Consider the following 25,963-nt stretch of genomic DNA (forward strand, 5'->3'; position numbering starts at 1 on the left):
CAAAGTGGCTCTCGTCGACCGACCGCGCGAAGTGCCACCGGGCCCCTCTCGCTCCGCGACCATCGCGCTGCTCAGAAAGCTGGCCGGTGACCGGCTTGAGCTGATGACCTCGTCCGCCTCGGTCTACGGCGACGCCGTCCGGCTGGCGATCGGCCCCAAGACCCTCTATTTCTTCAACCACCCCGACCACGCCAAGCATGTGCTGGCCGACAACAGCGACAACTACCACAAGGGAATCGGATACATCCAGGCGAAGCGAGCGCTCGGTGACGGGCTGCTGACCAGCGAGGGCGACCTCTGGCGCAAGCAGCGCAGGACCATCCAGCCGGTATTCCACCCCAAGCGCATAGCCGCGCAGACCGGGATCGTCGCCGAGGAAGCGGCGAAGCTGGTGGCCCGGCTGCGTGCCCACGTGGACGGGGAGCCGTTCGACGTACTGGCGGAGCTGACCTCCCTCACCCTCGGCGTGCTCGGCCGCGCGTTGCTCGACACCGATCTCGGTGCCTTCGACTCGATCGGGCATTCGTTCGAAGCGGTGCAGGATCAGGCGATGTTCGAGATGGAAACCATGGGGCTGCTTCCGACCTGGTTACCGCTGCCCAAACAGCGCCGGTTCCGGCGGGCCCGCCGGGACCTGCAACACGTCGTCGACCGGCTGGTCGCCGAGCGTCTCGGCAACCCGCGGCGGGAAAGCCGCGATGTGCTGACCAGACTGCTCGATTCCACCCGTCAGGAGCCCAACCCCCGGGTTGGCGCGCAACGCAGGCGCGACGAACTGGTCACCTTGCTGCTCGCCGGACACGAAACGACGGCCAGCACCCTCGGCTGGACCCTGTTCCTGCTCGACCGGCACCCGGACGTGCGGGAACGACTGCGTGCCGAAGCCGTCGAGGTGCTCCAGGACCGGCTTCCGGTCCACCAGGACCTGCATCGCCTGACCTACACGACCATGGTGATCGAGGAGGTGATGCGGCTCTATCCCCCGGTGTGGATTCTGCCGCGGCAGGCCCTGGCCGACGACGACGTGGGCGGTTACCACGTGCCCGCGGGCACCGACGTGCTCGTGTGCCCGTACACCCTGCACCGCCACCCGGCGTTCTGGCCGGCACCATCCAGATTCGACCCGGAACGTTTCGCTCGGCACCGGAAGGACCATCGCCCCCGGTACGCGTATCTCCCCTTTGGCGCGGGCCCGCGATTCTGCGTCGGCAACACGCTCGGCATGCTGGAGGCTGTCTTCGTCACGGCCATGATCGCCAGGGAACTCCGGCTGCGCACGAAGCCCGGCTACCAAGCGGTTGCTGAGCCGATGCTGTCACTTCGCGTCCGCGGTGGCCTTCCGATGACCGCGCACCCATCCTGAGCCCATGGGGAAAGGCCGCTGGAGCGGAAGTTTCCCCCGCTCCAGCGGCGGACAGCACTCGTAGTCATCCCACGTTGGCGTGGAAAGCCCATTCCCGGATGTCGAGCAACGCGAGAAGCACCGGTGGATCGAGGGCACGCTTGGGCCGAAGCGAAAGGTCGATCAGCATGGTGGATCGGCCGGGTCTTACCGTGAACGGGCCGGCCGCCCCGATCGAGATTCCGGCGTACTCACCGAGGGGGGCGCGAATCGCCTCGTCGCGGTCCGCGGACACCGAATGCGCCAGCAGATACCAGTTTCCTTGCGGAACATCCTCGAGTACGTATGGTCCCGGGCGGGGGATCACGGTGCAACGCAACGGACGCCCCTCGGGAATCCGCCCAGGAAAGACCCCGGCGAACACCAGCCCGAGATCCTCCGGGTGCTGGGCACGGATACGCCCGCGAATGGTCGACCCCCCGGCGCTTCGGGCCGGACGAACGTCGGAGTAGCAGCTCAGCGGGGAGAAACCGCCGCGCTGACGGTACGTCGTCGGGGACGCGCCGACGCTGCTGGTGAATCGGGTACTGAACGTGCCGACACTCGTGTAGCCGACCCGGTGACTGATCTCGGTGACGCTCAAGGAAGTCGACACGAGCAGGCGTTTGGCCTCGTACAACCGCAACGCGGAAAGAAATCTTGCCGGCGAAACACCGGTGGCCTGCTGAAACAGACGTGAAAAGTGGAACCTGCTGAACTTGGCCACCCGGGCCATGTCTTCAATAGTCAGGTTCTCGCCAAAATTCTTGTGCAGGGAATCAACAACTTGAATTATCGCTTGTTCTGCATTTCGTTCCATTACTCCTCCCCGATCGCAGGAAATCAAATAGAAACCCTTTCGCACACCGACGAGACACCCCCAACATGCCTCCAACCCCCAGCCTTAAGTCGACAATAGCAAAACTTGCATTCACTAAGAAATTGTCAAGTTTTTACCGACTCTTTGCAAGGTAGCAGGACCGTTAGCGGCCCGCAACCTGCTGACTGTCCCTTTAGCAAGATCGTTAATTGATCACACAAAGTGACGTGGTGATGCGTAGCGCGAACCACCAAGATCCATAATTCGATGAAGAATCGCATTTCAGAAGTTGCACGAGCAAGTCCGCACCGGGAAGATCGAAGTTGGGACAGGGTGGGCCGACACGAAGTGTGGACAACACGCGGCCTCGTCGCCAACCGGCACGTTCATTTCCTGCCGAGGTCTCCCACTTACCGGCCCCGCCTGCCGAGTCCCCCTATTCGACTGCGCGCGGACATTCACAAGGCACACTGGAGGTACCCATGCACTCCGCCGGCCCGCACACAGAACGGTCTCGGACAATGACGCTGGAGGCATTCGCGGACACCATAATTCCCGGTGAAAAACGCACCGGCGACGACCGGGCGATCGCCGGCGCCGCCACCGGGGGTGGCGCGGTCGCCGCGGGGGCACTTGAACTGCTGCGAATGTCCGCACCGGGCCTGGACACCGGGCTGGACGGATTCGCCGACAGGCTGAACGAGCACGCCGGGGCCTACGCGGCCGAGCATGAGCTGGCACCGGAACGATCGGTGCCGCCGTTCGTCGCACTGCCCTACCGGCACCGGGCGGCGCTGGTCGAACGGCTGACCTCGCCCGGGCACCCGGAGAAGGACGGGTGGGTGCTGCTCGCCCTGTTCTCGAACATGGCTTTCGACAGCGCCGCTCACCGCCACACCGCGGAGGCGTTGCGGGCCGGGCATCCGGGATTGGTGGCGATGGGCTTCGCCGAACCGGACTCGGACGGCGTATGGCGCTTCCCCCAGTACTCCTACGGGCGACCGCTCGCCGACCTGCACCCGGCCACCACCGATTCGGGGAGCCCCGAATGACCGCCGTCGAACGAACCGACGTGGTCGTGGTCGGCAGCGGGTTCGGTGGCGCGGTCGCGGCCTATCATCTCGCCGCGGGCGGAGCCGAGGTCGTCGTTTTCGAACGAGGGCCTTGGCTGACAGGTAAGGACTTCGACCACGACTACCTGCTCGGATCGTCCTATACCCGGGTATTCGACTTCGTAGCCGGGGACGGAATGAGCGTGCTCGGTGGCAACTGCGTCGGTGGCGGCAGTGTCGTCTACTTCGCCGCGTTGCCCCGTGCGCCGAAGTTCGTCTTTGAGCGCACTGGCAGCATTCGCCGGCGCATGTGGCCTGCCACCATCTCGCGGGAGACCCTGGACCCCTGGTATGACCGGGTTTCCGAAGCCATCCCGGTTCGCAAGCAGCATTGGCACGACGTGAGTTACGCGGGCGGTCTGTGGGCTGCGGCCTGCCGCCACGCGGGCAGGACCGCGAACCCGGTGCCGGTGGGGGTCGACAACACCAAGTGCACGAACTGCAACTGGATGATGGCCGGTTGCCGCTTCGACGCCAAACAATCGCTGCTGTTCAACTACCTGCCCGGCGCCTTGGCGCATGGCGCGGAAATCCGGCCGCTGCACGAGGTGCAACACATCGCCAAGACCGACGACGACCGGTATCGGTTGCATTACTCCCAGGTGGACGAGGTCGACTACCGGGTGCACACGGGGGCCGGGGCCATCGACGCGAAGATCATCGTGCTCGCCGCGGGCGCCGGCGCGACACCGGTGATCCTCAAACGGTCGGAGCCCTTTCTCGGTACCATGCCGTTCGCGGTCGGCCGGTATTTCTCCGGCAACGGCGAACGGCTGAACACCGCGGTCATCAACGAAGACCGGGTGCGCGAGGTGCTGGGGCTCGATCGCGGCAACGGCATTGCCTACCAGGCCAACCAAATCGGCAAAGGTCCGGTGGTCGCGAGCTGGGACAACCTCGACGGTGCCCTGCCGGAGTACACACGATACTCGCTCGAGCAACTGTACTTTCCGCCCGGCCTCGGGACGATACTGGCGCAGGCCCCCGGCGCCGACAACGCCGCATGGTTCGGCGTCGCGAAGAAGGAAATGCTCCGGCGATGGCGGTCCTGGCTGACCATCTTCCTGATGACCGAGGACGACAACGAGGGCGTGTTCGGTGCTCCCCCACCGACCGGTAACGCATACCGGATCTCTCAGCAGATGCTTGGCAGGGGCACACTGCGCTACGACCCGACACCCAACACCCGGCGCGGGTGGGCGCTGGCGGACGCCGCGGTCAAGGAGATTCTCGAGCGTGACGGGCTCGCGTCGGTCCGGCCATGGACCAACGACCTGGTCGGCGCCTACACGGTGCATCCGCTCGCCTCCTGCCGAATCGGTGACGATCCGGCGACCTCGGCGCTGGACGACCGGCACGAACTCCGCGGACATGACGGAATCTTCGTGACGGATGGCTCCGCGGTGCCCTGCGGCCTCACCGTGAACCCCGCGCTGACCATCGCCGCGCTCGCCGAGCGCGCGATTCCGTCCATTGTGGAATCGGCGCGTGCTCGGGGAGTGCCGGTGAGCTACGGCGCTCCGCTGCCGGGCAACGGCACCACCAGTCCGTTGTATGCGAACGGCAGGACGGCACAGCCGGGCATCCTCCGGTGACCACCCGTCGGACCACCGTCCCTTCGAACCCCGACAGCGACCTAGGAAATCCCATGGCAAACGAGGCATTGGGCGCGGGCCTGAGCCGAGCCGTGTTGCGGCGGGCGCCGAATCGGATCAACCATGTCACGCCGATCCCCCGCCGGGCCGCCGGGGGACTCGTGGCCACCGTTTACGCCCAGGTCGAACGCGAATTCGGTCTGCTCGCGCCGCCGATCATGCTGCACTCGCCGGCGCCCGCGGCGCTCGCCGCGGTGTGGGTCCTGCTGCGCGAAACCCTGCTCGCCGACGGCGTCGTGGACCGCGCCACCAAGGAGGCCGTCGCCACGTCGGTATCACTCGCCAACGACTGCCCGTACTGCGTGGAGGTGCACGCGACGGCGCTCGACGGCATGGGCCACGCCTCAGCCGAAGACACGATCGCCCACCGGCAACTGGACTCGATTTCCGATCCCAGCATCCGCACGGTAGCGGCATGGGCTCGCGAAAGCGGGACCCCTGACCACACGGTGACGCCGGCGGTCACCCCAGCACAGCTCTCCGAGTTGCTCGGCGTGGCGACCACTTTCCACTACCTCAACCGCATGGTGAACGTATTCCTTGAGGATTCGCCATTGCCGCCGGCCGCGCCGTCTCCGGTACGAGTTCTGGCCAGGAGGGTTCTCGGGCTGTCCCTCCGGCCGACTCGCCCCATTCCGCCTGGCGCCGCGGCGCGACTGCTCCCGGCCGCGATGTTGCCGAACGACCTCCGCTGGGCCCGGGCCAGCGCGCCAGTCGGCACAGCCATGGCCCGCGCGGCGCACGCGATCGACCAGGCCGCGACGAGTTCGGTCCCCGAATCGGTGCGCGATCTCGTCACGCGAACGGTCGCCGAATGGGATGGCACGCCGGCGGGGCCGAGCCGCCGGTGGGCTCGGACGGCGGTGCGGCCGCTACCCCCCGGGGACCGGGCCATCGGCGAGCTGGCTCTGCTCACCGCGCTCGCGTCACATCAGACGAGTACTGCCGACATCACCGCGGTTCGGGAACATGGCGCCGATGATCGCGCATTAGTCGAGCTCACCTCGTGGGCCAGCATGCTCGCCGCCCGGCAGATCGCCGAACGAAGTTCCCACCCCTCGACGAAGGCAGCCGGAACCTAGTGGCTCGATCTCTGTCCCGCCTACACAACCCACGACGAAAGGACAAGAGGTGACCCGTCCCAAGGAAGTAATCTCCGACTTCGTCACCGATGGTGAAGAGCTCGACCGGGCGGTCGCCACATTGCGGCCGGAGCAGTGGGAATTGCCGACCCCGGCCCCGGGCTGGACCATCGCGCATCAGGTAGCCCACCTCACCGCGACCTTCAACCTGGCCGCGCTCGCCGCGTCCGACCCGGCGGCCTTCACCCGGTTGGCCAACGGGTTGTCCGACGACTTCGCCAAGAACGTCGAGGACGCGCTCGCGCCCTATCTCGCCAAGCCGCCGGACGAACTACTCACCCACTGGCGCGGATCACGCAGCAGCGCCGCGAACGCACTGCTGGCGGCGCCGCCCGAGGAGATGCTCCCCTGGCTGGTCAATCCGCTGCCACCGGCAATCCTCGCGGCGGCGGGCGTGATGGAGTTGTTCGCGCATGGCCAGGACATCTTCGACGCACTCGGGGTATCGCCGGCTCGAACCGACCGGATCCGGCATCTCGTCGCGTTTTCGGTCCGAACCTGGACCTTCGGCTACGTCGCACGCGGCCTGCCCGTTCCTGACGTGGCGTTTCGGTTCGAGCTGGTGGCGCCCTCCGGAGCGCTCTGGACTTACGGGCCGGCCGATGGCGACCAGACGATCCGCGGTCCAGCGGTTGACTTCTGCCTCCTGACCACCAGGAGGAGGCATCGCGCCGACCTCGCGCTGCGCGCGGTCGGCGCCGACGCCGACCACTGGCTCGACATCGCCCAGGCGTACCGAGGGCCCGCGGGCGCCGGCCGGCGACCCGGCCAGTTCGCCACCACCGCCGCGAAACACACCTGACTCGCATCGGCGAAGGTCACATCCGCCAGCCCATCCGCGGGATCGGCGGACGTAAGCTGCGTGGTGTGCGGACCCGACCCACGCTGAGCTGGACACCCACCGGTGCTCCGCTGCCGCGCACGGCCGAGCTGGGCGAGGTGGTCGAACTCGTCCGGCGGGGCGGGGTGCTGGTGCTCAGCGGGGCGGGGCTGAGCACGGAGTCCGGCATCCCCGACTACCGGGGCGCGGCGGGCAGCCTGCGCAAGCACACCCCGATGACCTACGGCGAGTTCGTGGGCAGTGCCGAGGGCCGTCGCCGCTACTGGGCGCGCAGTCACCTGGGCTGGCGCACGATCGCTCGCGCCCAGCCCAACCACGGCCACCGCGCGGTGGCCCGGTTGCGTGCGCTGGGGCAGGTGTCCGGGGTGATCACCCAGAACGTGGACGGGCTGCACCAGGCCGCCGGCACCACCGGCGTGGTGGACCTGCACGGCAACCTGGACCGGGTGATCTGCCTGTCCTGCGGGCGAACCAGCCCGCGGGAGGAACTGGATCGGCGGTTGCGGGCGGCCAACCCGGGCTTCCGGGCCGCCGCGGCCGCGATCAACCCGGACGGTGACGTGGACCTGGCCGAGCACGAGGTCGCCGGGTTCACCTTGGTGGACTGCGCCGACTGCGGCGGCGTGCTCAAACCCGATGTCGTGTTCTTCGGGGAGAACGTGCCGGGGGCGCGGGTCGAGCAGTGCTACCGGATGGTGCGGGACTGCTCGGCGCTGCTGGTGCTGGGTTCCTCCCTGACGGTCATGTCCGGCCTGCGTTTCGTGCGGCGCGCGGCCACGGCGGGCATTCCGGTCGCGATCATCAACCAGGGCGTCACCAGAGGCGACGAGCACGCGGCCGTGCTCGTCGACCGGCCACTCGGCGACGCGCTGACCGAACTGCTGGCCAGGGTCGCTCCCACCGGCTGATGCGTGCCAGCTCGGTGCACGTCGAGTTTCTCGTTGATTTCTCCCGGAAATCGCGGACAGCAGTTGACCGCCACTGGTCATAGTGTCGCTGCCGCAACGAAAGGAGAATTCATGACCATTCTCGTGACCGGCGCCACCGGCAACGTCGGCCGTCCCCTGGTGGCCCAGCTCCTGGCCGCCGGGCACCCGGTTCGCGCCCTCACCCGCGGTCCGGCGAGGGCCGACCTTCCGGCGGGCGCCGAGGTGGTGGCCGGCAACCTGGCCGAGACCGCGAGCCTGGCCGCGGCCTTCGACGGCGTCACCGCCGCGCACCTGGTCACCTTCGGCGGCGACGACTTCTCGCCGCTGACCAACGGCGCCGAGATCGTGGACCTGGCCAGGAAGGCCGGTGTGCGCAAGGTGACGGTGCTCAAGGGGGACGTGACGCAAAGCCCGCTGGAAGAGGCCATCGAGGCCGGTGGCCTGGACCGCACCTACCTGGCTCCCGTGGAGTTCATGTCCAACGCCCTGGAGTGGGCGGAATCCGTGCGGACCGAAGGCGTTGTCCGGGAAGCCTTTCCCGACGCCAAAAGCGCGATGATCCACGACGCGGACATCGCCGCGGTGGCCGCGGCCGCGCTGACCACCGACGGCCACACCGGCCAGGAGTACTGGCTGACCGGGCCGGAGGCGCTGACCCCGCCGGAGAAGGTGCGCACCATCGGTGCCGTGCTCGGCCGCGAGGTGCGGTTCGTGGAGCTGACCACGGACGAAATCACCGCGCAATGGCGCCGGACCGGCTACTCCGACGACGACATCGAGTTCTTCCTGGCCATGCGGACCGATCCGCCGGAAGCCGGCTACACCGTGCTGCCCACCGTGGAGCAGGTCACCGGCAAGCCGCCCCGGACCTTCGCGGAATGGGTGCGGGAGAACGCCGCCGCCTTCCGCTGACGGTTGCGCTGACCGGTTCAGGTGCTGCGGATTACTGACCGGATTGGCAATGAAATGCGCATTGCGCAACTCTTTCGAAAATGAAAAAACTTGTCCCCGCACATTAAGCCGCGCGAACCGGACGTTAAATATTGTTCGACGAGGCACGCCTCGCCCTCGCCCCGGAGCGACGGCGAGGCGTGCCGCCGGGTGCGCGGCCACCCGTGTTTCCCCTGCTAGTGGCCGATGTCACGGCAGCGGTAAGGACGATCGACGGTGAAGCTCGTGTTACGGACGGCTCACCCGACCACTGGGCGTTGAGTGAGAATTTAGCGTCATTCTGGCAAAGTGGAGTGACACCTTCTAGGCTACCGCTGGAACGACGTCGATGACGACGGTCGAATTAGCCCGGAGGTGGCGGCGTTGTCAGATTTCGCCAACCCTGAAACCAGTGTCCGCGGCGCTACCGACGAGGTCGGCATCGGCGATTCCCTGCTGCGGTTCGGCAGGCATTTTCAGCGCGGCGAGACGTCGGCGGACGGGCGCACGCTGCATCAGATCGGCGGGCGCGGCGCCGACGCGTTCTACCGGGACCGCTGGGCCTACGACAAGGTGGTGCGGTCCACCCACGGCGTGAACTGCACCGGCTCCTGCTCCTGGAAGGTGTACGTCAAGGACGGGGTCATCACCTGGGAGGCGCAGCAGACCGACTACCCGTCGATCGGGCCGGACAAGCCGGAGTACGAGCCGCGCGGCTGCCCGCGTGGCGCGTCGTTCTCCTGGTACACGTACTCGCCGGCCCGGGTGCGCTACCCCTATGTGCGCGGCACGCTGCTGGAGTTCTACCGCGAGGCGAAGCAGCGGTTGAAGGACCCGGTGCTCGCGTGGGCGGATGTCGTCGAAGATCCCGAGAAGTCGCGCCGGTACAAGGCCGCCCGGGGCAAGGGCGGGTTCGTGCGCGCCGAGTGGTGGGAGGCGGCCGAGATGGCCGCGGCCGCGCACGTGCACACGATCAAGCGGTACGGCCCGGACCGGGTGGCCGGCTTTTCGCCGATCCCGGCCATGTCCATGGTGAGCCACGCGGCCGGCGCCCGGTTCATCTCGCTGATCGGCGGCAGCATGCTGTCGTTCTACGACTGGTACGCCGACCTGCCGGTGGCCAGCCCCCAGGTGTTCGGCGACCAGACCGACGTGCCGGAGTCCGCCGACTGGTTCGACGCCGGGTACCTGATCATGTGGGGCTCCAACGTGCCGGTGACCCGCACACCGGACGCGCACTACATGACCGAGGCGCGCTACCGCGGCCAGAAGGTCGTGGTCGTGTCACCGGACTACGCGGACAACACCAAGTTCGCCGACGAGTGGCTGCCCGCGCGGCCGGGCACCGACGGCGCGCTGGCCATGTCGATGGGGCACGTGATCCTCAAGGAGTTCTTCGTCGAGCGGACCACGCCGTACTTCACCGACTACGTCAAGCGGTACACCGATCTGCCGTTCCTGGTCACGCTGTCCGAATCCGGCGAGGGGTACGTGCCGGGCAAGTTCCTCACCGCGGCCGATCTCGGCGAGGACGGCGACGGCGCCGAGTTCAAAACGGTTCTCCTCGACGCACAAGGGAACCCGGTGGTCCCGGCCGGTTCGCTCGGGCACCGGTTCACCGACTCGGGACGGGGTGCGTGGAATCTCGACCTCGGCGAGGTCGACCCGCTGCTGTCGTTGAAAGAGGGCGAGCCGGTGACGGTGGCGTTGCCGCGGTTCGACACCAGCGAGCCGGGCGTGCTGCACCGCGGGGTGCCCACCCGGATGATCGCCGGGCACCGGGTGACCACGGTGTTCGACCTGCTGCTGGCGCAGTACGGGGTGTACCGCGACGGCTTGCCCGGCCAGTGGCCCGGCGGCTACGACGACGCGAGCCAGCCGTACACCCCGGCCTGGCAGGAGGCGATCACCGGCGTACCGGCCGCGGCGGCGGCCCGGATCGGTCGGGAGTTCGCCGACAACGCGGCGAAGTCGCGGGGCCGGTCGATGATCCTGATGGGGGCGGGCACCAACCACTGGTTCCACTCCGACCAGATCTACCGGTCGTTCCTCGCGCTGACCATGCTCACCGGCTGCCAGGGCGTCAACGGCGGCGGCTGGGCGCACTACGTCGGCCAGGAGAAGTGCCGCCCGATCACCGGGTGGTCCACGCTGGCGTTCGGGCTGGACTGGCAGCGCCCGCCCCGGCACATGCAGGGCACGGTGTTCTGGTACCTGGCCACCGACCAGTGGCGCTACGACCCGTTCACCGCGGAGGCGATGGCCTCGCCGCTGGGCACCGGGCGGTTCGCCGGGCGCACCGCCGCGGACAACATCGCGCTGGCGTCGCGGCTGGGCTGGATGCCGAGCCACCCGACGTTCAACCGCAACCCGCTGGACCTGGCCGACGAGGCGCGGCGCCTCGGCAAACCCGCGGCCGAGCACGTGGTGGACGGGTTGAAGGCCGGTCACCTGCGGTTCGCCTGCGAGGACCCGGACGCGCCGGAGAACTTCCCGCGCTGCCTGACGGTGTGGCGGGCGAACCTGCTCGGCTCCTCGGCCAAGGGCAACGAGTACTTCCTCAAGCACCTGCTCGGCACCGACGCCAACCTGCGCGCCAGCGACGCGGACGGGGTGCGGCCCGCGGAGCTGCGGTGGCGCGAGGAGGCCCCGGCCGGCAAGCTGGACCTGTTGCTGTCACTGGATTTCCGGATGACCTCGACGACGCTGTACTCCGACATCGTGCTGCCCGCCGCGACCTGGTACGAGAAGCACGACCTGTCCTCCACCGACATGCACCCGTACGTGCACGCTTTCTCCCCGGCGATCTCCCCGCCGTGGGAGACCAAGACCGACTTCGAGGCGTTCCACCGCATCGCCCGCGGATTCTCCTGGCTGGCCGGGAAACACCTCGGCAAGCGCACGGACATCGTGGCGGTCGCGCTCACCCACGACACCGCGGACGCCACCGCGCAACCGGGCGGGCGGGTGCTCGACTGGAAGGCCGGTGAATGCGAGCCGGTGCCCGGCAAGACGATGCCCCGGCTGGTCGTGGTCGAGCGGGACTACCCGGCGACCGCGGAGAAGCTGGCCGCGCTCGGCCCGCTGGTGGAAAAGGTGGGGCTGACCACCAAGGGCGTCACGGTCCACCCGGACGAGGAGGTGGCGTACCTCAAGGGCGTCAACGGCGCGATCACCTCCGGCGTGGCGGCGGGGCGGCCGTCGCTGGCCCGGGACACGCACGCCGCCGAGGCGATCCTGGCGCTGTCCGGCACCACCAACGGAAGGCTTGCCACCGAAGGATTCCGTGCCCTGGAACGCAGAACGGGCACCAAGCTCGCCGACCTCGCCGCCGAGAGCGAGGGCAAGCGGGTCACCTTCCCGGACACGCAGTCGCGGCCGGTGCCGGTGATCACCTCGCCGGAGTGGTCGGGCAGCGAGACCGGCGGCCGCCGCTACTCGCCGTTCACCATCAACACCGAGCGGCTCAAGCCGTGGCACACGCTGACCGGGCGGCAGCACTTCTTCCTCGACCACGACTGGATGTTCGAACTGGGCGAGCAACTGCCGGTGTTCCGGCCACCGCTGGACATGACCGCGCTCTTCGGCGAGCCGAAGGTCGGCGCGGTGCGAGGCGGGGTGACCGTGCGGTACCTGACACCGCATTCCAAGTGGTCGATCCACTCCGCCTACCAGGACAACCTGCACATGCTCACGCTGTCCCGCGGCGGTCAGGCGATCTGGATATCCACTCCGGACGCCGAGAAGATCGGGGTGGCGGACAACGACTGGATCGAGGCGGTCAACCGCAACGGCGTCGTGGTGGCGCGCGCGATCGTCAGCCACCGCATGCCCGAGGGCACCGTGTTCATGTACCACGCCCAGGACAAGGCCGTCGGGGTACCGCGCACCGAGGCGACCGGAAAGCGCGGCGGCATCCACAACGCGCTGACCCGGCTGATGATCAAGCCGTCGCATCTGATCGGTGGCTACGCGCAGCAGTCGTTCGCGCTCAACTACCACGGCCCGACCGGCAACCAGCGCGACGAGGTCACCACGATCCGCCGCCGGTCCCAGGAGGTGCAGTACTGATGCGCGTGATGGCTCAGCTGGCCATGGTGATGAACCTGGACAAGTGCATCGGCTGCCACACGTGCAGCGTGACCTGCAAGCAGGCGTGGACCAACCGCGGCGGCGTGGAGTACGCGTGGTTCAACAACGTGGAAACCCGCCCCGGGCAAGGGTATCCGCGCCAGTACGAGGACCAGGGGCGCTGGAAGGGCGGCTGGACGCTCACCAAGCGCGGCAAACTCACCCTGCGTTCCGGCTCCCGGCTGCGGCGGCTGCTGAACATCTTCGCCAACCCGGACCTGCCGACCGTGTCGGACTACTACGAGCCGTGGACCTACGACTACCAGAACCTGCTGTCCGCCCCGCCCGCCGACACCACGCCCACCGCCAAGCCGGTCTCGTCGATCACCGGCGAGGACACCGCGGTCACCTGGGGCGCCAACTGGGACGACGACCTGGGCGGCGGGCCCGCGCAGATCGGCCGCGATCCCCTGCTGGGCAAGGTTTCCGAGCAGGTGAAGCTCGAGTTCGAGCAGACCTTCATGTTCTACCTGCCGCGCATCTGCGAACACTGCCTCAACCCCTCGTGCGCGGCTTCCTGCCCCTCCGGCGCCATCTACAAGCGCACCGAGGACGGCATCGTGCTGGTGGACCAGGACCGCTGCCGCGGCTGGCGGCAGTGCGTCACCGGTTGCCCGTACAAGAAGATCTACTTCAACCACAAGACGGGCAAGGCGGAGAAGTGCACCTTCTGCTACCCGCGGGTCGAGGTGGGCATCCCCACGGTCTGCTCGGAGACCTGCGTCGGCCGGTTGCGCTACATCGGCGTGCTGCTCTACGACGCCGACCGGGTCGGCGAGGCGGCGTCGGTGCGCGACGAGAAGGACCTCTACCCGGCGCAGCTGGGCGTGTTCCTCAACCCGCACGACCCGCGGGTGATCGCCGAGGCGGAGCGGGCGGGCATCTCCCCCGAGTGGCTCGAGGCCGCGCGGAACTCCCCGGTGTACCAGCTGATCGTCGACTACCAGCTGGCCCTGCCGCTGCATCCGGAGTACCGCACCATGCCGATGGTGTGGTACGTGCCGCCGCTTTCGCCGGTGGTCGACGTGCTGGCGCAGACCGGGCACGACGGGGAGAACGCGGGCAACCTGTTCGGCGCGATCGACGCGCTGCGCATCCCGGTCGAGTACCTGGCGGAACTGTTCACCGCCGGTGACGTCGGCCCGGTGCGCGCGGCACTGCAGCGGCTGGCCGCGATGCGCGCGCACATGCGCAAGGTCAACCTCGGCGAGGACGTGGACGACTCGATCGCCGCGTCGGTGCGGCTGCGGCCGGGCGAGATCGAGTCGATGTACCGGTTGCTGGCCATCGCGAAGTACGAGGACCGCTACGTCATCCCGGACGGCGCGGGATCGGACGCGCACCGGCTGGACGCGCTGGCCACCGGGTGCAGCCTGGACGGCGACGGCGGACCCGGCATGACGGCGTTCGACGCGATGGCGGAGAAGTTCCACCTCACCGACACCAACGGCGCCGCGGCGCCGCCGGACAAGGCGAACCGGATCAACTTGCTGGACTGGGACGGCACCAGCACCAAGGGGCTGTTCCCGACGAACGGCAACGATGTCACGCACGAGTCGGAGGCCGTATGAGCACACAATCGCGAAGCGCTGCTCATGCGGCCGACCGGGTGCGGGTGTCCCGCAAGACACCGAAGGCCGTCTGATGGGCCGCCGGTCGCGGGCCGACAACGGCGCACTGTCCGAAAGGGACAGTCGGCTGGTGTGGCGGATCGCCGCGCTGCTGATCGACTACCCGGGTGCCGCGACCCTGGCCATGCTGCCCGACCTGCGCACGGCGGCGGGCGCCATCCCGCCACCGGCCGGTGCCGCCCTGGTGTCCTTTGTGGACTACGCGCGGTCCAGCGGCGAAACGGAGCTGGCCGCGCACTACGTGGAGACCTTCGACCTGCGCAAGCGCAACTGCCTGCACCTGACTTATTACGCCTACGGTGACACCCGCAAACGCGGCATGGCGCTGCTGCGGTTCAAGCACGCCTACCGCAACGCGAACGTGGAACTCGGCGAGCACGAGTTGCCCGATCACCTCGCGGTGGTACTGGAGTTCGCCGCGACCGTCGATCCGGTCACCGGCCGCCGATTGCTGGCCGACCACCGCCCGGTGCTGGAACTGATCCGGATGTCCCTCGCGGACAGCGGATCGCCGTACCGGGCCGTGCTGGACGCGGTGTGCGCCACGCTGCCGGAAATGGGCGCCGCGGACCGCCGCAAGATCGCCGCGCTGGCCGCGGAAGGGCCGCCGGAAGAGGCCGTGGGCCTGGAACCGTTCGCGCTGGACCCCAGTTCGCAGCCCGAGTTCGGAGGACGACGATGAGCACGCTGCTGTGGATCGCGTGGCCGTACATGGCGCTGACCTCGTTCCTGGTCGGCCACATCTGGCGGTACCGGCACGACCAGTTCGGCTGGACCACGAGGTCCTCGCAGCTGTACGAGAGCAAGCTGCTGCGCCTGGGCAGCCCGCTGTTCCACTTCGGGTTGCTCGCGGTGCTCGGCGGGCACGTACTCGGCATCGGGGTGCCGAAGAGCTGGACCGCGGCGCTGGGTGTCTCCGAAGACGTCTACCACGTGCTGTCGGTGTCCGCGGGCACGGTTGCGGGCCTGGCCACCGTGGCCGGTCTGGCGATCCTGGGGTACCGGCGGATCACCGTGCCCGCGGTGCGCAAGGCCACCACCCGCGTCGACAAGGTGATGTACGTGCTGCTCGCGGCGGCGATCAGCACCGGCATGCTGAACACGGTGGGGGAAAACCTGTTCGGCGGCGGCTACGACTACCGGGCCACGGTGTCGGTGTGGTTCCGGGGGTTGTTCACCTTCTCCGCGCGGCCGGACCTGATGGCGAGCGCACCGCTCAGCTTCCAGGTGCACACCGCGATCGTGTTCGTGCTGCTGGCGATCTGGCCCTACACCCGCCTCGTGCACGTGTTCAGCGCGCCGGTCGGCTATCTCGTCCGCCCCTACGTGGTCTACCGCAGCCGTGATCCGCGGCGCCCGGACACCCGCCGCTACGCCCGAGCCTGGAGCGACCCGCACCCCGTCAAGCACCGGTAGCCCGCCGGGCCCGTGCCCATCAGGCCTTGTGTCGTTGTGGCGGCAGGGTGCCGATCACCATGCGGGCGGTGGCGTGCAGGCGCAGGCGTTCCCTGCTGGCGTGGCCGCGCAAGCGGTGGAGGGCCTCGTCGAGGGTGATGTGACCGCGTTCGGCGAGCACCCCGGTGGCCTGTTCGATGACGCTGGCGCTGGCCAAAGCGGTGCGCAGGGAGTGCCGTTCGCGCCACTGCCGGAGCCCGACGCTGGCGGCTTCGCTCAGCAGCTGCGCGAGGTGCTCGGTCCGGGCCGGGAGGGCGCTGCGGGAACGGTGGAGCGCGACCGCGCCGAGCCGGTGGTCGCCGTGGCGCAGCGGCAGCGCGGTCACGGCGGTGATGCCGTGCCCGAGCGCGGCCTCGGTGAAGGCCGGCCACCGCCGCGTGGTGCGCAGATCGGCGACCGTGATGGCCGCCGCGGTGTCGCAGCAGTCCACCGCGGGACCGGCCAGCGCCGGCTCGAGCAGGAACCGGATCCAGGCGGGCTCCCCCGCGCGTGCCGCGATCCTGCCGGACGGCCCGGTGAGCAGCACGGCCGCGCCGGTCACCGGCAGCAGCTGCGCGCAGCGCACGGCCAGCCGGTGCGCGTACTCGGGCAGATCGTCCAGGGCGGTGGTGTCGGCCAGTTCCACCAGTGTCGGTTCCAGCGCGGAATCGGGCATCGTCGGTGTCAACCCCGTCTTCGTGGTGAGCGCGAGCAGAAGTTACTAACAAGTAGCGCTCTTGCCACCCCCGGGGCATCCGGCATTCGAGCGACTCCACGCGGCGCCGGAAGCCGGTCAGTGCGCGGCGCCCAGTTCCAGGGCGAGCACGCCGCCGATGACCAGGGCGATGCCGCCGGTCTGCACCAGGGTGAGTTCGTCACCGAGAAACAGCGCGCCGATGAGCGTGACCGCGGCTACCCCGACGGCGGCCCAGACGCCGTAGGCCACCCCGAGGCTCATTCCGCGTGCGAGCGCGAGCGAGAGCAGGACATACGCGCCCACTACGCCGACGACCGCCACCGCCGACGGCACCGGTTTGGTGAAACCGTCGGAGAACCGGGTCGCGATGGTGCCGGTCACCTCGGTGACGATGGCGGCGAGCAGGAACAGGTACGCCATGGGTCCCCCTGGGAGAAAGTTGAACTTCTGTACAACTACATGGGCAAGCATATCCAGGTACTTGAACAGAAGTCCAACTAGTTCTTCGGGTGCACCGCACGCCGGAGCACCGCGAGGATCTCCGGCATCGCGGGAGGTTCGTCCTCCAGCAGCACCCGGGTGCACAGCCCGTCGGCCGCGGCGACCAGCTCCTCGACGGTCAGCGGATCGTCGGTGTACCGCCACGCCACCGCCGCGACCGTGTCCCGCCAGTGCCGGGCGACCGGGCGCAGCGCGGGACGTCGCACGGCCAGCAGCTCCAGCTCGCGTTCGGCCAGGGCTCGCGCCCGGCCAGGGCCGCCGCCATCCGCGATGAGCTGGGCCAGGCCCTCGATCTCGTCGCGGCCGCCGTCGACGATCTCGCGCAACTGCCGCGCGTACTCCTCGGCGGCGGCGGTCAGCGCCGCGACGAGCAGATCGTCGAGCGTGGCGAAGTAGTAGGTCGCCGAACTGGCGGGCACCCCCGCCTCGCGGGCGACGGCGCGATGCGTCACCCCGGCGACGCCGTCGCGCTCCACGACCCGAAGCGTCGCGGCGATGATCGCCGAGCGCCTGCGCTCACCCCGAACCCGGCGGCCATCGGACCAGTCCACGGTTGCCAACCCTACTTGACCTCAGAAAACGAGCGGGGACGCAGGACATGAAATGCCGCTTCGCGCAACACGACGGATGTCTCAATGCTCATCAGGTTTCTTTCCAGCCATGGACTATTCACCCAGGTAGGGTCGGATTAATGGAATGGAGTTTTCAATCGGCCGAAAGTCTTTCGGCCGCCTTGCGTGCCGGTGCGGTGACATCGGTGGAACTGACCGATGAGGCAATCGCTCGTATCGAGCGGGACGACAAGGTGATCAACGCGATCTGCGTGCCGGACTTCGATCGCGCGCGGGCCGCCGCGCACCGTGCCGACCAGGCGCGCGCCCGCGGCGAGGACGGGCCGCTGCTCGGGATTCCGGTGACGGTCAAGGAGTCCTACAACATCGCCGGGCTGCCCACGACCTGGGGCATGCCGCCGCACCGGAACTATCTGCCGGCCGAGGACGCGGTACAGGTGACGCGCCTCAAGGCCGCGGGCGCGGTGGTGCTCGGCAAGACCAATGTGCCGTTGGGGCTGCAAGACATCCAGAGCTTCAACGAGATCTACGGGACCACCCACAACCCGTGGGATCACGATCGCACACCGGGCGGATCCTCCGGCGGGTCGGCGGCGGCCCTGGCGTCCGGGTTCGGCGCGCTGTCCCTCGGCTCCGACCTCGCCGGTTCGCTGCGCACCCCCGCGCATTTCTGCGGCGTCTACGCGCACAAGCCGACGCTCGGACTGGCGGCGACCCGCGGTATGGTCCCGCCGTCCGAGCCGGCCCTGCCGACCGACCTCGACCTCGCCGTCGCCGGTCCGATGGCGCGCACCGCCCGCGACCTCGCGCTCCTGCTCGACGTCATGGCCGGACCGGACCCGCTGACGCTCGGCGTCGCCTACGATTTGGCACTGCCGCCCGCCCGCCACGAGCGGCTCCGCGACTTCCGGGTCCTGGTCCTCGACGAGCATCCGCTCATTCCGACCGGGTCCGCCGTGCGGGCGGGCGTGCGACGAGTGGCCGACGCGCTCGTCGACGGCGGCGCCCGCGTCGAACGGCACAGTCCGCTGCTGCCCGATCTGACCGAAGCCGCGACGCTCTACATGCAGTTGCTGATTTCGGGCGCCGTTGCGCGTTTTCCCATCGAATCGCACGAGCAGCTGGCGACCCGCGCCGCCGGGCTGAGCGCGGACGACCAGAGTCTCGACGCCGTGCGGCTGCGCGCCATGGTGTTCAGCCACCGCGACTGGATCGAGGCGAACAACCGCCGCGAACTCCACCGCCACGCCTGGCGGCAGCTGTTCGCCGAGTTCGACGCCGTGGTGTGCCCGATCACGCCGACGCCCGCGTTCCCGCACGACCACAACCCCAATCCGCTGGAACGGCGCATCGACATCGACGGCGTCGAGCACCCCTACTTCGACCAGTTCGTCTGGGCCGGTCTGGCCACCATGCCCGGCCTGCCCGCCACCGCCATCCCCGCGGGCCGGTCCCCCGAGGGCCTGCCGGTGGGGGTGCAGCTCATCGGCCCGATGTTCGAGGACCGCACCCCGCTGCGGCTGGCCGACCTGCTCGAGCAGCGGATCGGCGGCTTCCAGGCACCGCAGTAGGGCATGATCACGCGTCTGGCGCGCACCGCTCGCGGTGCGCGATCCTCGATGTCGCGGTAAGCACGGAAACGAACAGGTCCCACCGAAACGAGCGAGGGGTTGCTGATGCGCCATACGCACCACGAGGACGTCCCGCTGGTGTTCAGCGAAGAGGTTTCCGACGCCCTCGGCGAGGGCAGGCCGGTCGTGGCGCTGGAGTCGAACGTCATCACCCACGGCCCGCCGTACCCGGAGAACGCGGCCACCGCCAAGGAGGTGCAGGACGCCGTCCGGGCGGGCGGTTCGGTACCGGCCACGATCGGCATCGAGCACGGCCGCATCGTGGTCGGGATGACCGACGACGACGTCGAACGCTTCGCCTCGGCGAAGTCGGTCGCCAAGGTCAGCAGCCGGGACCTGCCGATCGTCCTGGCCACCGGGGGACTCGGCGCCACCAGTGTCGCCTCCACACTGGTGGCGGCGGATCTGGCGGGGATCCCGTTCCTCTCCTCCTCGGGCATCGGCGGGGTGCACCGGGGTGCCGAGAAGACCATGGACATCTCCGCGGACCTGATCCAGTTCACCCGCTCGAAGGTGGCCGTCGTGTCCGCGGGTGCGAAGAGCATCCTCGATCTGAACCTGACCATGGAGTACCTCGAGACGCAGTGCGTGCCGGTGATCACCTACCGGGCCGACGACTTTCCCGCGTTCTACAGCGTTTCCAGCGGTATCCGCAGCCCGCACCGGCTGGACGACGAGGAGGCGATCGCCCGCGCGGTCGAATTCCACTGGGCGCTGGGCAACCGCGGTTCCGTCCTGATCGCGAGCCCGATCAAGGCAGAGGACGCCATCGACAGCCGCGAGGTCGACGCGGCGATCGCGGAAGCGATGCGCGCCGCCGACGAGGAAGGCATCCGCGGCGCCGCGATCACGAAGTACCTGATGCGGGTCGTCGACAAGGTGACCGAGGGCCGGACCGCCAAGGCGAACAGATCGGTACGCCTGAGCACGGCGGAACTCGCGGGCCGGCTCGCGGCAGCGCATGCCCGGTACCGCGCGCGGAACGCCGCTCGCTGAAGTCCGCGGAGTTCCCGTTTTGAGAGCTGGTCGCGTCGAAGCTCCGGTCAGCCGCGGTAGTGGTCGGCCAGCGCGGTGAAGGCGGCCTTGGGTTCCCACGGCATGCCTGGATAGGTGTCGCCGTTGCGGTCTTCGAGAACCTTGACGATGCCGAAACTGGCCAGGTCGAGGTCGTGGCGAAGATCATCGGGGCGGTGCGGGTAGTTGTAGAGCGCGAAAAGATACACGAAGGCGCCGTCAACGCCTTCGGCGTCGAAGATCTCCAGCAACTCGCGCAGGTAGGTGGCCTGACCGGCCTCGTCGCGGTCGTACTCCCCAGTCAGCCGGACCGGGTGGCCGGTCTCGTCGTGCTCGACGATCTCCATGCTGCGCGGCGCCAGGTCACCAGACCCGCGCCAGGTGGCCGTGCCGAAGCCGGTGATCGCGACCGGCTTTCCCTGCGCCACGAGGGTGCGCACGCCTTCCTGGAATCGGTCGGCCACCTCGGCGGACCGGATGAGTTCGACCGACACGATGTCGAAGCGGGTCCAGTCGACGCGCTCGAACGGGATGCAGGCGTAGGTGATCTTCCCCCGAAAACGCTCGCGGACCGTGGCCACGGCATCGCCGAGGAAGTCGTTGAGCCGTGCACTCGCCTCGGCAATTCGCTCGCCGAGGCCGTCGGGCTGGCTGAACAGTCGATCGAGCCGCTCGGCGATGTCGTCACCGGGCAGGAATCCCCGGTCCATGAGGCTCAGCTCGACCCCGGCGACGAACACAACGTCGGCTCCCGCCTGCCGGACCCGCTCCGCCCGCTGGGCGCATTCGGCGAACAGCGACAGCATCTCCGTGGTCGTGAGGTCCAGCGGATAGGGCGAGAACCAGACCTCCAGCCCGAGCTCGGCGGCGCGGCGGGCGGCCAGTTCCAGCCGCTCCGGATCGCCACCGACGAGGTGGACGGCGTTGCAGTGCAGGTCGTCACGGATGATGGCCAGCTCCCGCTGCACCATGTCGAGATCGAAGCTCGCACGGGAGATCTCGCCGTTGCGAACGAAGCCGGTGTCGTACGCGATGCCCTTGGCCCGCATAGGTCTGGTCCTTTCCCGTCGCGATGTGACGACCCCGAGACTAGACACAAAACATGCGTGCACGCAAATTTGCGTGCACGCATGTCGCCGGGTCTCGGCGGCCGGCGCGTTCGACCACACCGGGCGGTGGCGCAGGCCCGGAGCCTGGTCCACGTTCGCGCCCCTGGTCAGGGGACGTTTCCCTGGGTCGCCACGCAAGAGTCAACACCTCGACTCTTCTCAGCCGCCCTCAGCACGGGCGATCATCGACTTCGCCTACTGGGGCCGACCTGACGACCATCGCATCAAAGATCAACACCGATGATCACGATGTGGAGGTTCCGATGGCCCGCGCTTGGTACGATCCAAGGAGATCTTGAATGCGCAAGTTCGGTAAATCATTGGCCGTGATCAGCAGTGGTGTCGCATTGGCATCGCTCTTAGGGGCCGGCACCGCGGCCGGGACCGACGCAACGCGGGGGCAGAACAGAGTGGCCGTTCCCGCTGAATATTCATGCTATACCGAGGCAATCGAGGATGCGAGAGTTCGAATCAAATGCATCTACGTTAACCGTGGAAAAGTCCGCGGGTACGCCGTGTGCGCTGGAGTGGACAGCAACATCGCCACCCGATGGATAAGCGCTTACGCGGAGAACGAGGAAACAACCTCAACGGCCAAATGCAGGTGGGGCATCCGGAGTCATTACGTTGAAGCGGAGGGCTGACGTCGGTTGCTGGGCCGCTCGCTGCGGGTCGCCGCAGCGAGCGGCCCGCACCGCCGGTGAACCGGCCGAATCTTCTTCCGGCACGACATCTTTCGCCGCTGCCGCGACGCCGCGCAGACGCCAAATCTCGCCTGCCGCGGGTAGCGACCGGGTTCCCAACGGCTCATGACGTGGCAGGTGGCGGCGATGTCGACGGCGCTGATGTCCAGATGGGTGTGGTCGTCGATGAACGCGATCGCGGCTCGGCGGCAGGCGCCTACGACGTCGTGATCGACGCCGCGGGCAGCGAGGCCGGCCTCGCCCGGTGTGCCGAACTCGCGTGCCCTGGCGATCAGCCAAGGGCTTCCTCTTTGGTGACCTCGTGGCATCGGGCCACGACCGGTTCTCCGGCTCCCCGGGCGGTCAGGCAAAGCGCGAGCCGGGACCACGCGATCTTGAACGTCACCGGCGTGCCGGGCTCGCCGGTCAGGAACATCTGTTCCGGGCTCCCGTCGGCACACCGGGTCATCACGGCGGGCTCACCCGCGCCGTTGTTGGTGAGGCATCGGCCGTGGACCTCGTTCTCGACGTGCCTCCCCCGCGTGTTCATCCGCTGGCCGGGGCTACCGTCGCACGGAGCCGCCCGGTGGCCACTGCGGTGAGCAGAACACGGCAGCGCATGTGCGACCCCTCGCTGGTCAAGAGGTCGCCCTGGATCGGGTCAGCACATCGCGGCAGGCCCGGGCCAACGCGTCCAGCAACGCCGTCCGCTCGAGCGGGTCCAGCTTGGCCAGGGTGCGATCGGAAGTGATTTCGGCCTCGGCCATGAACCGGGACGCCTTGGCAGCACCGATTCTGGGCAGGTGCCGCAACGCCACCGAAACCTTGATCCGGCCGACAACCGGATCGCGCGTGGCCTGCTCGAGCAGAACGAGCAAACCCAACTCACCGGCCTTGAGTTCGCGCAGTATTTCCGCGCGCCGACGTCGGACTTCGGCGGCCTTGAGCAGCGCACTCTGGCGTTGTTCGGCCGTCGGGTGGGGAACAGGCATGATCCTCCGGCTCGGAATCGGCGCATTGGGACAGCGCCCGGTTCGGCAAAGGGGCGGTCTGACGCACTGCCCGGCGCCGCAAGCCGACCGGCTCCGTCGCGGCCTCGGAGGAGCCGGTCGGCCAGGCTGCCGGGGGCGGGTTGGAGGTGCCCTACCCCGGCGGGATCATCGCGCCGACTCGAATGGGGCGAGCACCTCGTCGATTACGGCTTCGGAAACACCGAGTTGCTGTGCGGCTATCTTGACCTCTTCCGGATCGACGTTGCGCTGGAGCGCCGCGAGCAGTGGAATCTTGGGGTCGATCTCGGCGTCAATGGCGGACTTGATGACCTCCACCGGGTCGAAACCCTCATCCAGCGCCTTGTTGACAGCGGCGACGGGGGCATCGCCCGCGGCCAGAGCCTTGCCGATGAACTCGTCCAGGTCCGCATCCTCCCCGAGGAGATTGCTTCCCAGCACGAAATGCTTGTGGTGGGGCTCGGGTGCGGGAGGGGTGCCCACAACGGCCGCCTGCGCCACCCCACCGCCGATGATCATGGCGATGGCCGCCGCCATCGTGCCGCCGATAACTTTCGTCTTGTTCATTTATACTTCCTGATCTTCTTTCCCAACGGAATGCCGATGTCGCACGGGTGCGGGATCCGGCCTCGCACCAGGTCCGAATCCCGCACCGCGCGCTCTCCCCCGGGCCGCCCGTAGCGGACGGCCGCGGTCCCTGCCCGGGTCAGTTGCCCTGAGCCGTGCCACCGTCCTTGATGCCGCCGGAGGCGCAGTTCTCCGGGTCCTGGTCCTTGGCCTTGTTCGTGCCCTTGGACAGGATCGGAATCTGCGGGTTGTTCAGGACGTCCTCCAGGTATGCCTGGATCGCGATGATGTTGATGTTGTTGTCGCAAACGCCGAGCACGGCATCCACGTTGTGCAGCACATCCGTGTTGTTGAGGTTCAGCACGCCCGACTGTTCGGCTTCATCGGATACGCTTGAGTTCGGGTAGTCGTCCTGCTGAGCCGGACTGGCCGAAGCCATCCCGCCGAAGAAGAAAGCCGAAGCGGCCATTACAGCGCCGACGATACCTACCTTTTTCAGCATTTTACTACTCCATTCTTATTTAACTGACCAACTTTTGTAAACGCGGCATCGGATTGGGTCTGGTACGAGCTGTCCGGGGTACCGGGGTAAACCAGCAGCACGCTTGCTCGCGGTGACCCGCAGAAACGCGTCGAACAGAGATACGGGGCCGACCTGGGCATGCGGCCCCGTATCTCCTTGTCTCGATGCGCCGCGCCTTCGAGACGAACGTTTGGCGGTGGGAGTGTGCAGTTCGCCCCCGATCAATTCGTTCGCCCGCGTCCAGAACGACGCCTGCGCATCGAATCGCCAAGCCGCGGCCCCGGCGCCCACCGATCATTCGGCCAGGAGATTGCCTTCTCATGGTCGGCGACACCGGGCCCGCACTCGACGAAGTCAGTTGTTCTGACTGCTTCCGCCGTCGACGAGGCTGCTGGACGAGCAGTTGTGCGGATCCTGATCCGTTGACTGGTTGTGCGTGGTGGACAGGATCGGGATGCCAAGGTTATTGGCGACATCCCTGAGGTATGCCTGGATGGCGATGATGTTGATGTTGTTTTCGCACAAGCCGAGGTCGATGTTCACGTTGTGCAGCAACTCGGTGTTGTTCAGATTGACCAGCGCGGTCTGCTCGTTCGAATCTTGCACGGGGCCGGTGTCCCGGTCGTGACCCTCACCTGCCGAGGCCACACCTCCCAGCATGAGCAGGCTCGCGGCCGCGGTGGCCGCAACGAACCCAACCTTCTTCAACACGGCGATCTCCTCAATGACGAACAATCAGGCATCTTCCTACGCGATGGGGATTTCCTTGCGCGACAGGAAAATGATCTCCTCCACCCGCGCCCAGAAACTTACCGGTCGTCGGGAAGTGATTCCAGGTGGTAACCCCATTGTGTCCACGGCCAAGCTTCTGACCGCCGTTTTGTACACCCGTCCGGGTATTGACTTCACGTGCATCTGCGCGAGCACCGCAACGCTTTGCGCCCCAACAAGATCAACAACTGCGGGGCGGGCGGCCCGGCTGCCGTGTCCGGTCATCGGCGCGCCTGGCTCAATCTGTCGATCAGGGCGTGCAGCTGGTCCGGCGTCGGGTCCGTTCGCCCGAGCCATCTCTCGATACGCCGGTTGAACTCGGCGGCCAGCGGACTCCGCAGGCCGATTTCCAGGATGCGATGCACATGCACCATCCACACCGGGCCGACACGCAGCGGAAGAAGCCCAACGGTGTCCAATCCTCCCTCGTTCAGTTCCTGCTCCGCCCAGCCTTCGAGGCAACGCTCCAGTTCGCCGGGCCGATAGGAGAAGACGAGTGCGACCTGGTAGGCGGGGAACCAGCAGCCGAACGGCGGACTCTCCTCCTCGAACCACACTTCGACCACGCCGTGCCCGAACAGGTTCAGGGACTCGTCCGTCCAGGCGACTTCGTGCTGCAGGCTGAAGATCGCGCACACCGCCGCCATCTCGCGGATCTCGGGCTCGAGGGAACGATCGGCGACGTACGCCAGCCCGAGGCGGTACCAGAACTCCCCCACGGACTCTCCCGCCCGTCGGTGCACGCCATATCTGCGCAGCGCCTCCGAAACGTCCCAGGTCATCGAACACCTCCGAGCACGAGAAACGGCTCTGCGCCGGCAACTGGGCCGACGCAGAGCCTTGGGTCCGCACTAGGCCGTACTAGCGCGGCAATGTGGG

Annotated in this window: 24 protein-coding genes; 13 read left to right on the plus strand and 11 right to left on the minus strand. The window is 68.1% G+C overall.

Going from position 1 to position 25,963, the window contains the following annotated elements:
* The first annotated feature begins 4 nt into the window (after positions 1-4).
* Positions 5-1,363, plus strand: coding sequence for a cytochrome P450 (locus FXO23_RS10620; protein ID WP_158883436.1), 1,359 nt, complete (start codon positions 5-7; stop codon positions 1,361-1,363).
* A 64-nt stretch (positions 1,364-1,427) separates the two neighbouring features.
* Here FXO23_RS10620 and FXO23_RS10625 read toward each other — a convergent pair whose 3' ends face one another.
* Positions 1,428-2,201: a helix-turn-helix domain-containing protein gene (locus FXO23_RS10625; RefSeq protein ID WP_158883438.1), complete on the minus strand. Its 774-nt coding sequence runs from the start codon at positions 2,199-2,201 to the stop codon at positions 1,428-1,430.
* A 482-nt stretch (positions 2,202-2,683) separates the two neighbouring features.
* On the opposite strand from FXO23_RS10625, the gene FXO23_RS10630 reads away from it, so the two are divergent.
* The 10 genes from FXO23_RS10630 (at position 2,684) to narI (ending at position 15,988) form a co-directional block, all read left to right on the plus strand.
* Positions 2,684-3,253 carry a DUF5987 family protein gene (locus FXO23_RS10630; RefSeq protein WP_425484854.1) on the plus strand — a complete coding sequence of 190 codons (570 nt, stop codon included), beginning with the start codon at positions 2,684-2,686 and terminating at the stop codon, positions 3,251-3,253.
* Positions 3,250-4,908 carry a GMC family oxidoreductase N-terminal domain-containing protein gene (locus tag FXO23_RS10635; RefSeq protein ID WP_158883442.1) on the plus strand — a complete coding sequence of 553 codons (1,659 nt, stop codon included), beginning with the start codon at positions 3,250-3,252 and terminating at the stop codon, positions 4,906-4,908. Before FXO23_RS10630 ends, FXO23_RS10635 begins: the two co-directional genes overlap by 4 nt.
* Before the next feature lie 53 nt (positions 4,909-4,961).
* Positions 4,962-6,050 (plus strand): carboxymuconolactone decarboxylase family protein, encoded by a 1,089-nt coding sequence (locus FXO23_RS10640; protein ID WP_158883444.1) that lies wholly within the window; start codon positions 4,962-4,964, stop codon positions 6,048-6,050.
* A 49-nt stretch (positions 6,051-6,099) separates the two neighbouring features.
* The gene (locus FXO23_RS10645) at positions 6,100-6,912 is read left to right on the plus strand and encodes a TIGR03084 family metal-binding protein (protein ID WP_158883446.1); all 813 of its coding nucleotides are present in this window, start codon (positions 6,100-6,102) and stop codon (positions 6,910-6,912) included.
* Positions 6,913-6,977: 65 nt separating this feature from the next.
* Entirely contained in the window at positions 6,978-7,859 is an 882-nt protein-coding gene (locus FXO23_RS10650) for an NAD-dependent protein deacetylase (protein WP_158883448.1), read from the plus strand.
* 111 nt (positions 7,860-7,970) lie between these two features.
* Entirely contained in the window at positions 7,971-8,792 is an 822-nt protein-coding gene (locus tag FXO23_RS10655) for an NmrA family NAD(P)-binding protein (RefSeq protein WP_158883450.1), read from the plus strand.
* 459 nt (positions 8,793-9,251) lie between these two features.
* Positions 9,252-12,881, plus strand: coding sequence for a nitrate reductase subunit alpha (locus FXO23_RS10660; RefSeq protein ID WP_218951951.1), 3,630 nt, complete (start codon positions 9,252-9,254; stop codon positions 12,879-12,881).
* Positions 12,881-14,512, plus strand: a complete 1,632-nt coding sequence (gene narH / locus FXO23_RS10665) for a nitrate reductase subunit beta (protein ID WP_158883452.1) — start codon at positions 12,881-12,883, stop codon at positions 14,510-14,512. The genes FXO23_RS10660 and narH overlap by 1 nt, the downstream gene beginning before the upstream one ends.
* 73 nt (positions 14,513-14,585) lie before the next feature.
* A complete protein-coding gene (gene narJ / locus FXO23_RS10670) occupies positions 14,586-15,254 on the plus strand; it encodes a nitrate reductase molybdenum cofactor assembly chaperone (protein ID WP_158883454.1) in 669 nt (222 codons plus the stop codon).
* On the plus strand, positions 15,251-15,988 hold the full coding sequence (gene narI / locus FXO23_RS10675) for a respiratory nitrate reductase subunit gamma (RefSeq protein WP_158883456.1): 738 nt from the start codon (positions 15,251-15,253) through the stop codon (positions 15,986-15,988). Before narJ ends, narI begins: the two co-directional genes overlap by 4 nt.
* Positions 15,989-16,007: 19 nt before the next feature.
* On the opposite strand, the gene FXO23_RS10680 is transcribed toward narI, so the two are convergent.
* The 3 genes from FXO23_RS10680 to FXO23_RS10690 form a co-directional block, all read right to left on the minus strand.
* Positions 16,008-16,682, minus strand: coding sequence for a GAF and ANTAR domain-containing protein (locus FXO23_RS10680; RefSeq protein WP_158883458.1), 675 nt, complete (start codon positions 16,680-16,682; stop codon positions 16,008-16,010).
* A gap of 117 nt (positions 16,683-16,799) precedes the next feature.
* Positions 16,800-17,123 (minus strand): DMT family transporter, encoded by a 324-nt coding sequence (locus FXO23_RS10685; RefSeq protein ID WP_158883460.1) that lies wholly within the window; start codon positions 17,121-17,123, stop codon positions 16,800-16,802.
* Positions 17,124-17,200: 77 nt separating this feature from the next.
* Positions 17,201-17,755: a TetR/AcrR family transcriptional regulator gene (locus tag FXO23_RS10690; protein WP_218951943.1), complete on the minus strand. Its 555-nt coding sequence runs from the start codon at positions 17,753-17,755 to the stop codon at positions 17,201-17,203.
* 140 nt (positions 17,756-17,895) lie between these two features.
* On the opposite strand from FXO23_RS10690, the gene FXO23_RS10695 reads away from it, so the two are divergent.
* Both FXO23_RS10695 and FXO23_RS10700 read left to right on the plus strand, forming a co-directional pair.
* On the plus strand, positions 17,896-19,347 hold the full coding sequence (locus tag FXO23_RS10695; protein WP_158883464.1) for an amidase: 1,452 nt from the start codon (positions 17,896-17,898) through the stop codon (positions 19,345-19,347).
* Between the two features lie 105 nt (positions 19,348-19,452).
* A complete protein-coding gene (locus FXO23_RS10700; protein ID WP_158883466.1) occupies positions 19,453-20,403 on the plus strand; it encodes a pseudouridine-5'-phosphate glycosidase in 951 nt (316 codons plus the stop codon).
* 47 nt (positions 20,404-20,450) lie between these two features.
* Here FXO23_RS10700 and FXO23_RS10705 read toward each other — a convergent pair whose 3' ends face one another.
* From FXO23_RS10705 to FXO23_RS10735, 7 genes are all read right to left on the minus strand, one after another.
* A complete protein-coding gene (locus FXO23_RS10705; RefSeq protein ID WP_158883614.1) occupies positions 20,451-21,470 on the minus strand; it encodes a hypothetical protein in 1,020 nt (339 codons plus the stop codon).
* A 1,035-nt stretch (positions 21,471-22,505) separates the two neighbouring features.
* Positions 22,506-22,763, minus strand: a complete 258-nt coding sequence (locus FXO23_RS10710) for an RICIN domain-containing protein (protein ID WP_158883468.1) — start codon at positions 22,761-22,763, stop codon at positions 22,506-22,508.
* An 88-nt stretch (positions 22,764-22,851) separates the two neighbouring features.
* The gene (mihF, locus tag FXO23_RS10715) at positions 22,852-23,205 is read right to left on the minus strand and encodes an integration host factor, actinobacterial type (RefSeq protein WP_158883470.1); all 354 of its coding nucleotides are present in this window, start codon (positions 23,203-23,205) and stop codon (positions 22,852-22,854) included.
* Between the two features lie 165 nt (positions 23,206-23,370).
* Entirely contained in the window at positions 23,371-23,790 is a 420-nt protein-coding gene (locus FXO23_RS10720) for a hypothetical protein (RefSeq protein ID WP_158883472.1), read from the minus strand.
* A gap of 139 nt (positions 23,791-23,929) precedes the next feature.
* Complete coding sequence (locus FXO23_RS10725) at positions 23,930-24,292, minus strand: hypothetical protein (RefSeq protein WP_158883474.1); 363 nt, start codon at positions 24,290-24,292, stop codon at positions 23,930-23,932.
* Between the two features lie 375 nt (positions 24,293-24,667).
* Complete coding sequence (locus FXO23_RS10730) at positions 24,668-25,048, minus strand: hypothetical protein (protein ID WP_246257112.1); 381 nt, start codon at positions 25,046-25,048, stop codon at positions 24,668-24,670.
* 257 nt (positions 25,049-25,305) lie between these two features.
* The gene (locus FXO23_RS10735) at positions 25,306-25,866 is read right to left on the minus strand and encodes a hypothetical protein (RefSeq protein ID WP_158883476.1); all 561 of its coding nucleotides are present in this window, start codon (positions 25,864-25,866) and stop codon (positions 25,306-25,308) included.
* Positions 25,867-25,963 lie beyond the last annotated feature (97 nt).

Source organism: Amycolatopsis anabasis (assembly GCF_009765355.1).
GTDB lineage: Bacteria > Actinomycetota > Actinomycetes > Mycobacteriales > Pseudonocardiaceae > Amycolatopsis > Amycolatopsis anabasis.

Coding starts and splice junctions, on each gene's coding strand:
- FXO23_RS10725 (WP_158883474.1), bottom strand. CDS start 24,292: ATGCTGAAAAAGGTAGGTATCGTCGGCGCTGTAATGGCCGCTTCGGCT.
- FXO23_RS10680 (WP_158883458.1), bottom strand. CDS start 16,682: ATGCCCGATTCCGCGCTGGAACCGACACTGGTGGAACTGGCCGACACC.
- FXO23_RS10720 (WP_158883472.1), bottom strand. CDS start 23,790: ATGAACAAGACGAAAGTTATCGGCGGCACGATGGCGGCGGCCATCGCC.
- FXO23_RS10625 (WP_158883438.1), bottom strand. CDS start 2,201: ATGGAACGAAATGCAGAACAAGCGATAATTCAAGTTGTTGATTCCCTG.
- FXO23_RS10695 (WP_158883464.1), top strand. CDS start 17,896: ATGGAATGGAGTTTTCAATCGGCCGAAAGTCTTTCGGCCGCCTTGCGT.
- narI (WP_158883456.1), top strand. CDS start 15,251: ATGAGCACGCTGCTGTGGATCGCGTGGCCGTACATGGCGCTGACCTCG.
- FXO23_RS10635 (WP_158883442.1), top strand. CDS start 3,250: ATGACCGCCGTCGAACGAACCGACGTGGTCGTGGTCGGCAGCGGGTTC.
- mihF (WP_158883470.1), bottom strand. CDS start 23,205: ATGCCTGTTCCCCACCCGACGGCCGAACAACGCCAGAGTGCGCTGCTC.
- FXO23_RS10710 (WP_158883468.1), bottom strand. CDS start 22,763: ATGAACACGCGGGGGAGGCACGTCGAGAACGAGGTCCACGGCCGATGC.
- FXO23_RS10640 (WP_158883444.1), top strand. CDS start 4,962: ATGGCAAACGAGGCATTGGGCGCGGGCCTGAGCCGAGCCGTGTTGCGG.
- FXO23_RS10655 (WP_158883450.1), top strand. CDS start 7,971: ATGACCATTCTCGTGACCGGCGCCACCGGCAACGTCGGCCGTCCCCTG.
- narH (WP_158883452.1), top strand. CDS start 12,881: ATGCGCGTGATGGCTCAGCTGGCCATGGTGATGAACCTGGACAAGTGC.
- FXO23_RS10705 (WP_158883614.1), bottom strand. CDS start 21,470: ATGCGGGCCAAGGGCATCGCGTACGACACCGGCTTCGTTCGCAACGGC.
- FXO23_RS10735 (WP_158883476.1), bottom strand. CDS start 25,866: ATGACCTGGGACGTTTCGGAGGCGCTGCGCAGATATGGCGTGCACCGA.
- FXO23_RS10700 (WP_158883466.1), top strand. CDS start 19,453: ATGCGCCATACGCACCACGAGGACGTCCCGCTGGTGTTCAGCGAAGAG.
- FXO23_RS10630 (WP_425484854.1), top strand. CDS start 2,684: ATGCACTCCGCCGGCCCGCACACAGAACGGTCTCGGACAATGACGCTG.
- FXO23_RS10685 (WP_158883460.1), bottom strand. CDS start 17,123: ATGGCGTACCTGTTCCTGCTCGCCGCCATCGTCACCGAGGTGACCGGC.
- narJ (WP_158883454.1), top strand. CDS start 14,586: ATGGGCCGCCGGTCGCGGGCCGACAACGGCGCACTGTCCGAAAGGGAC.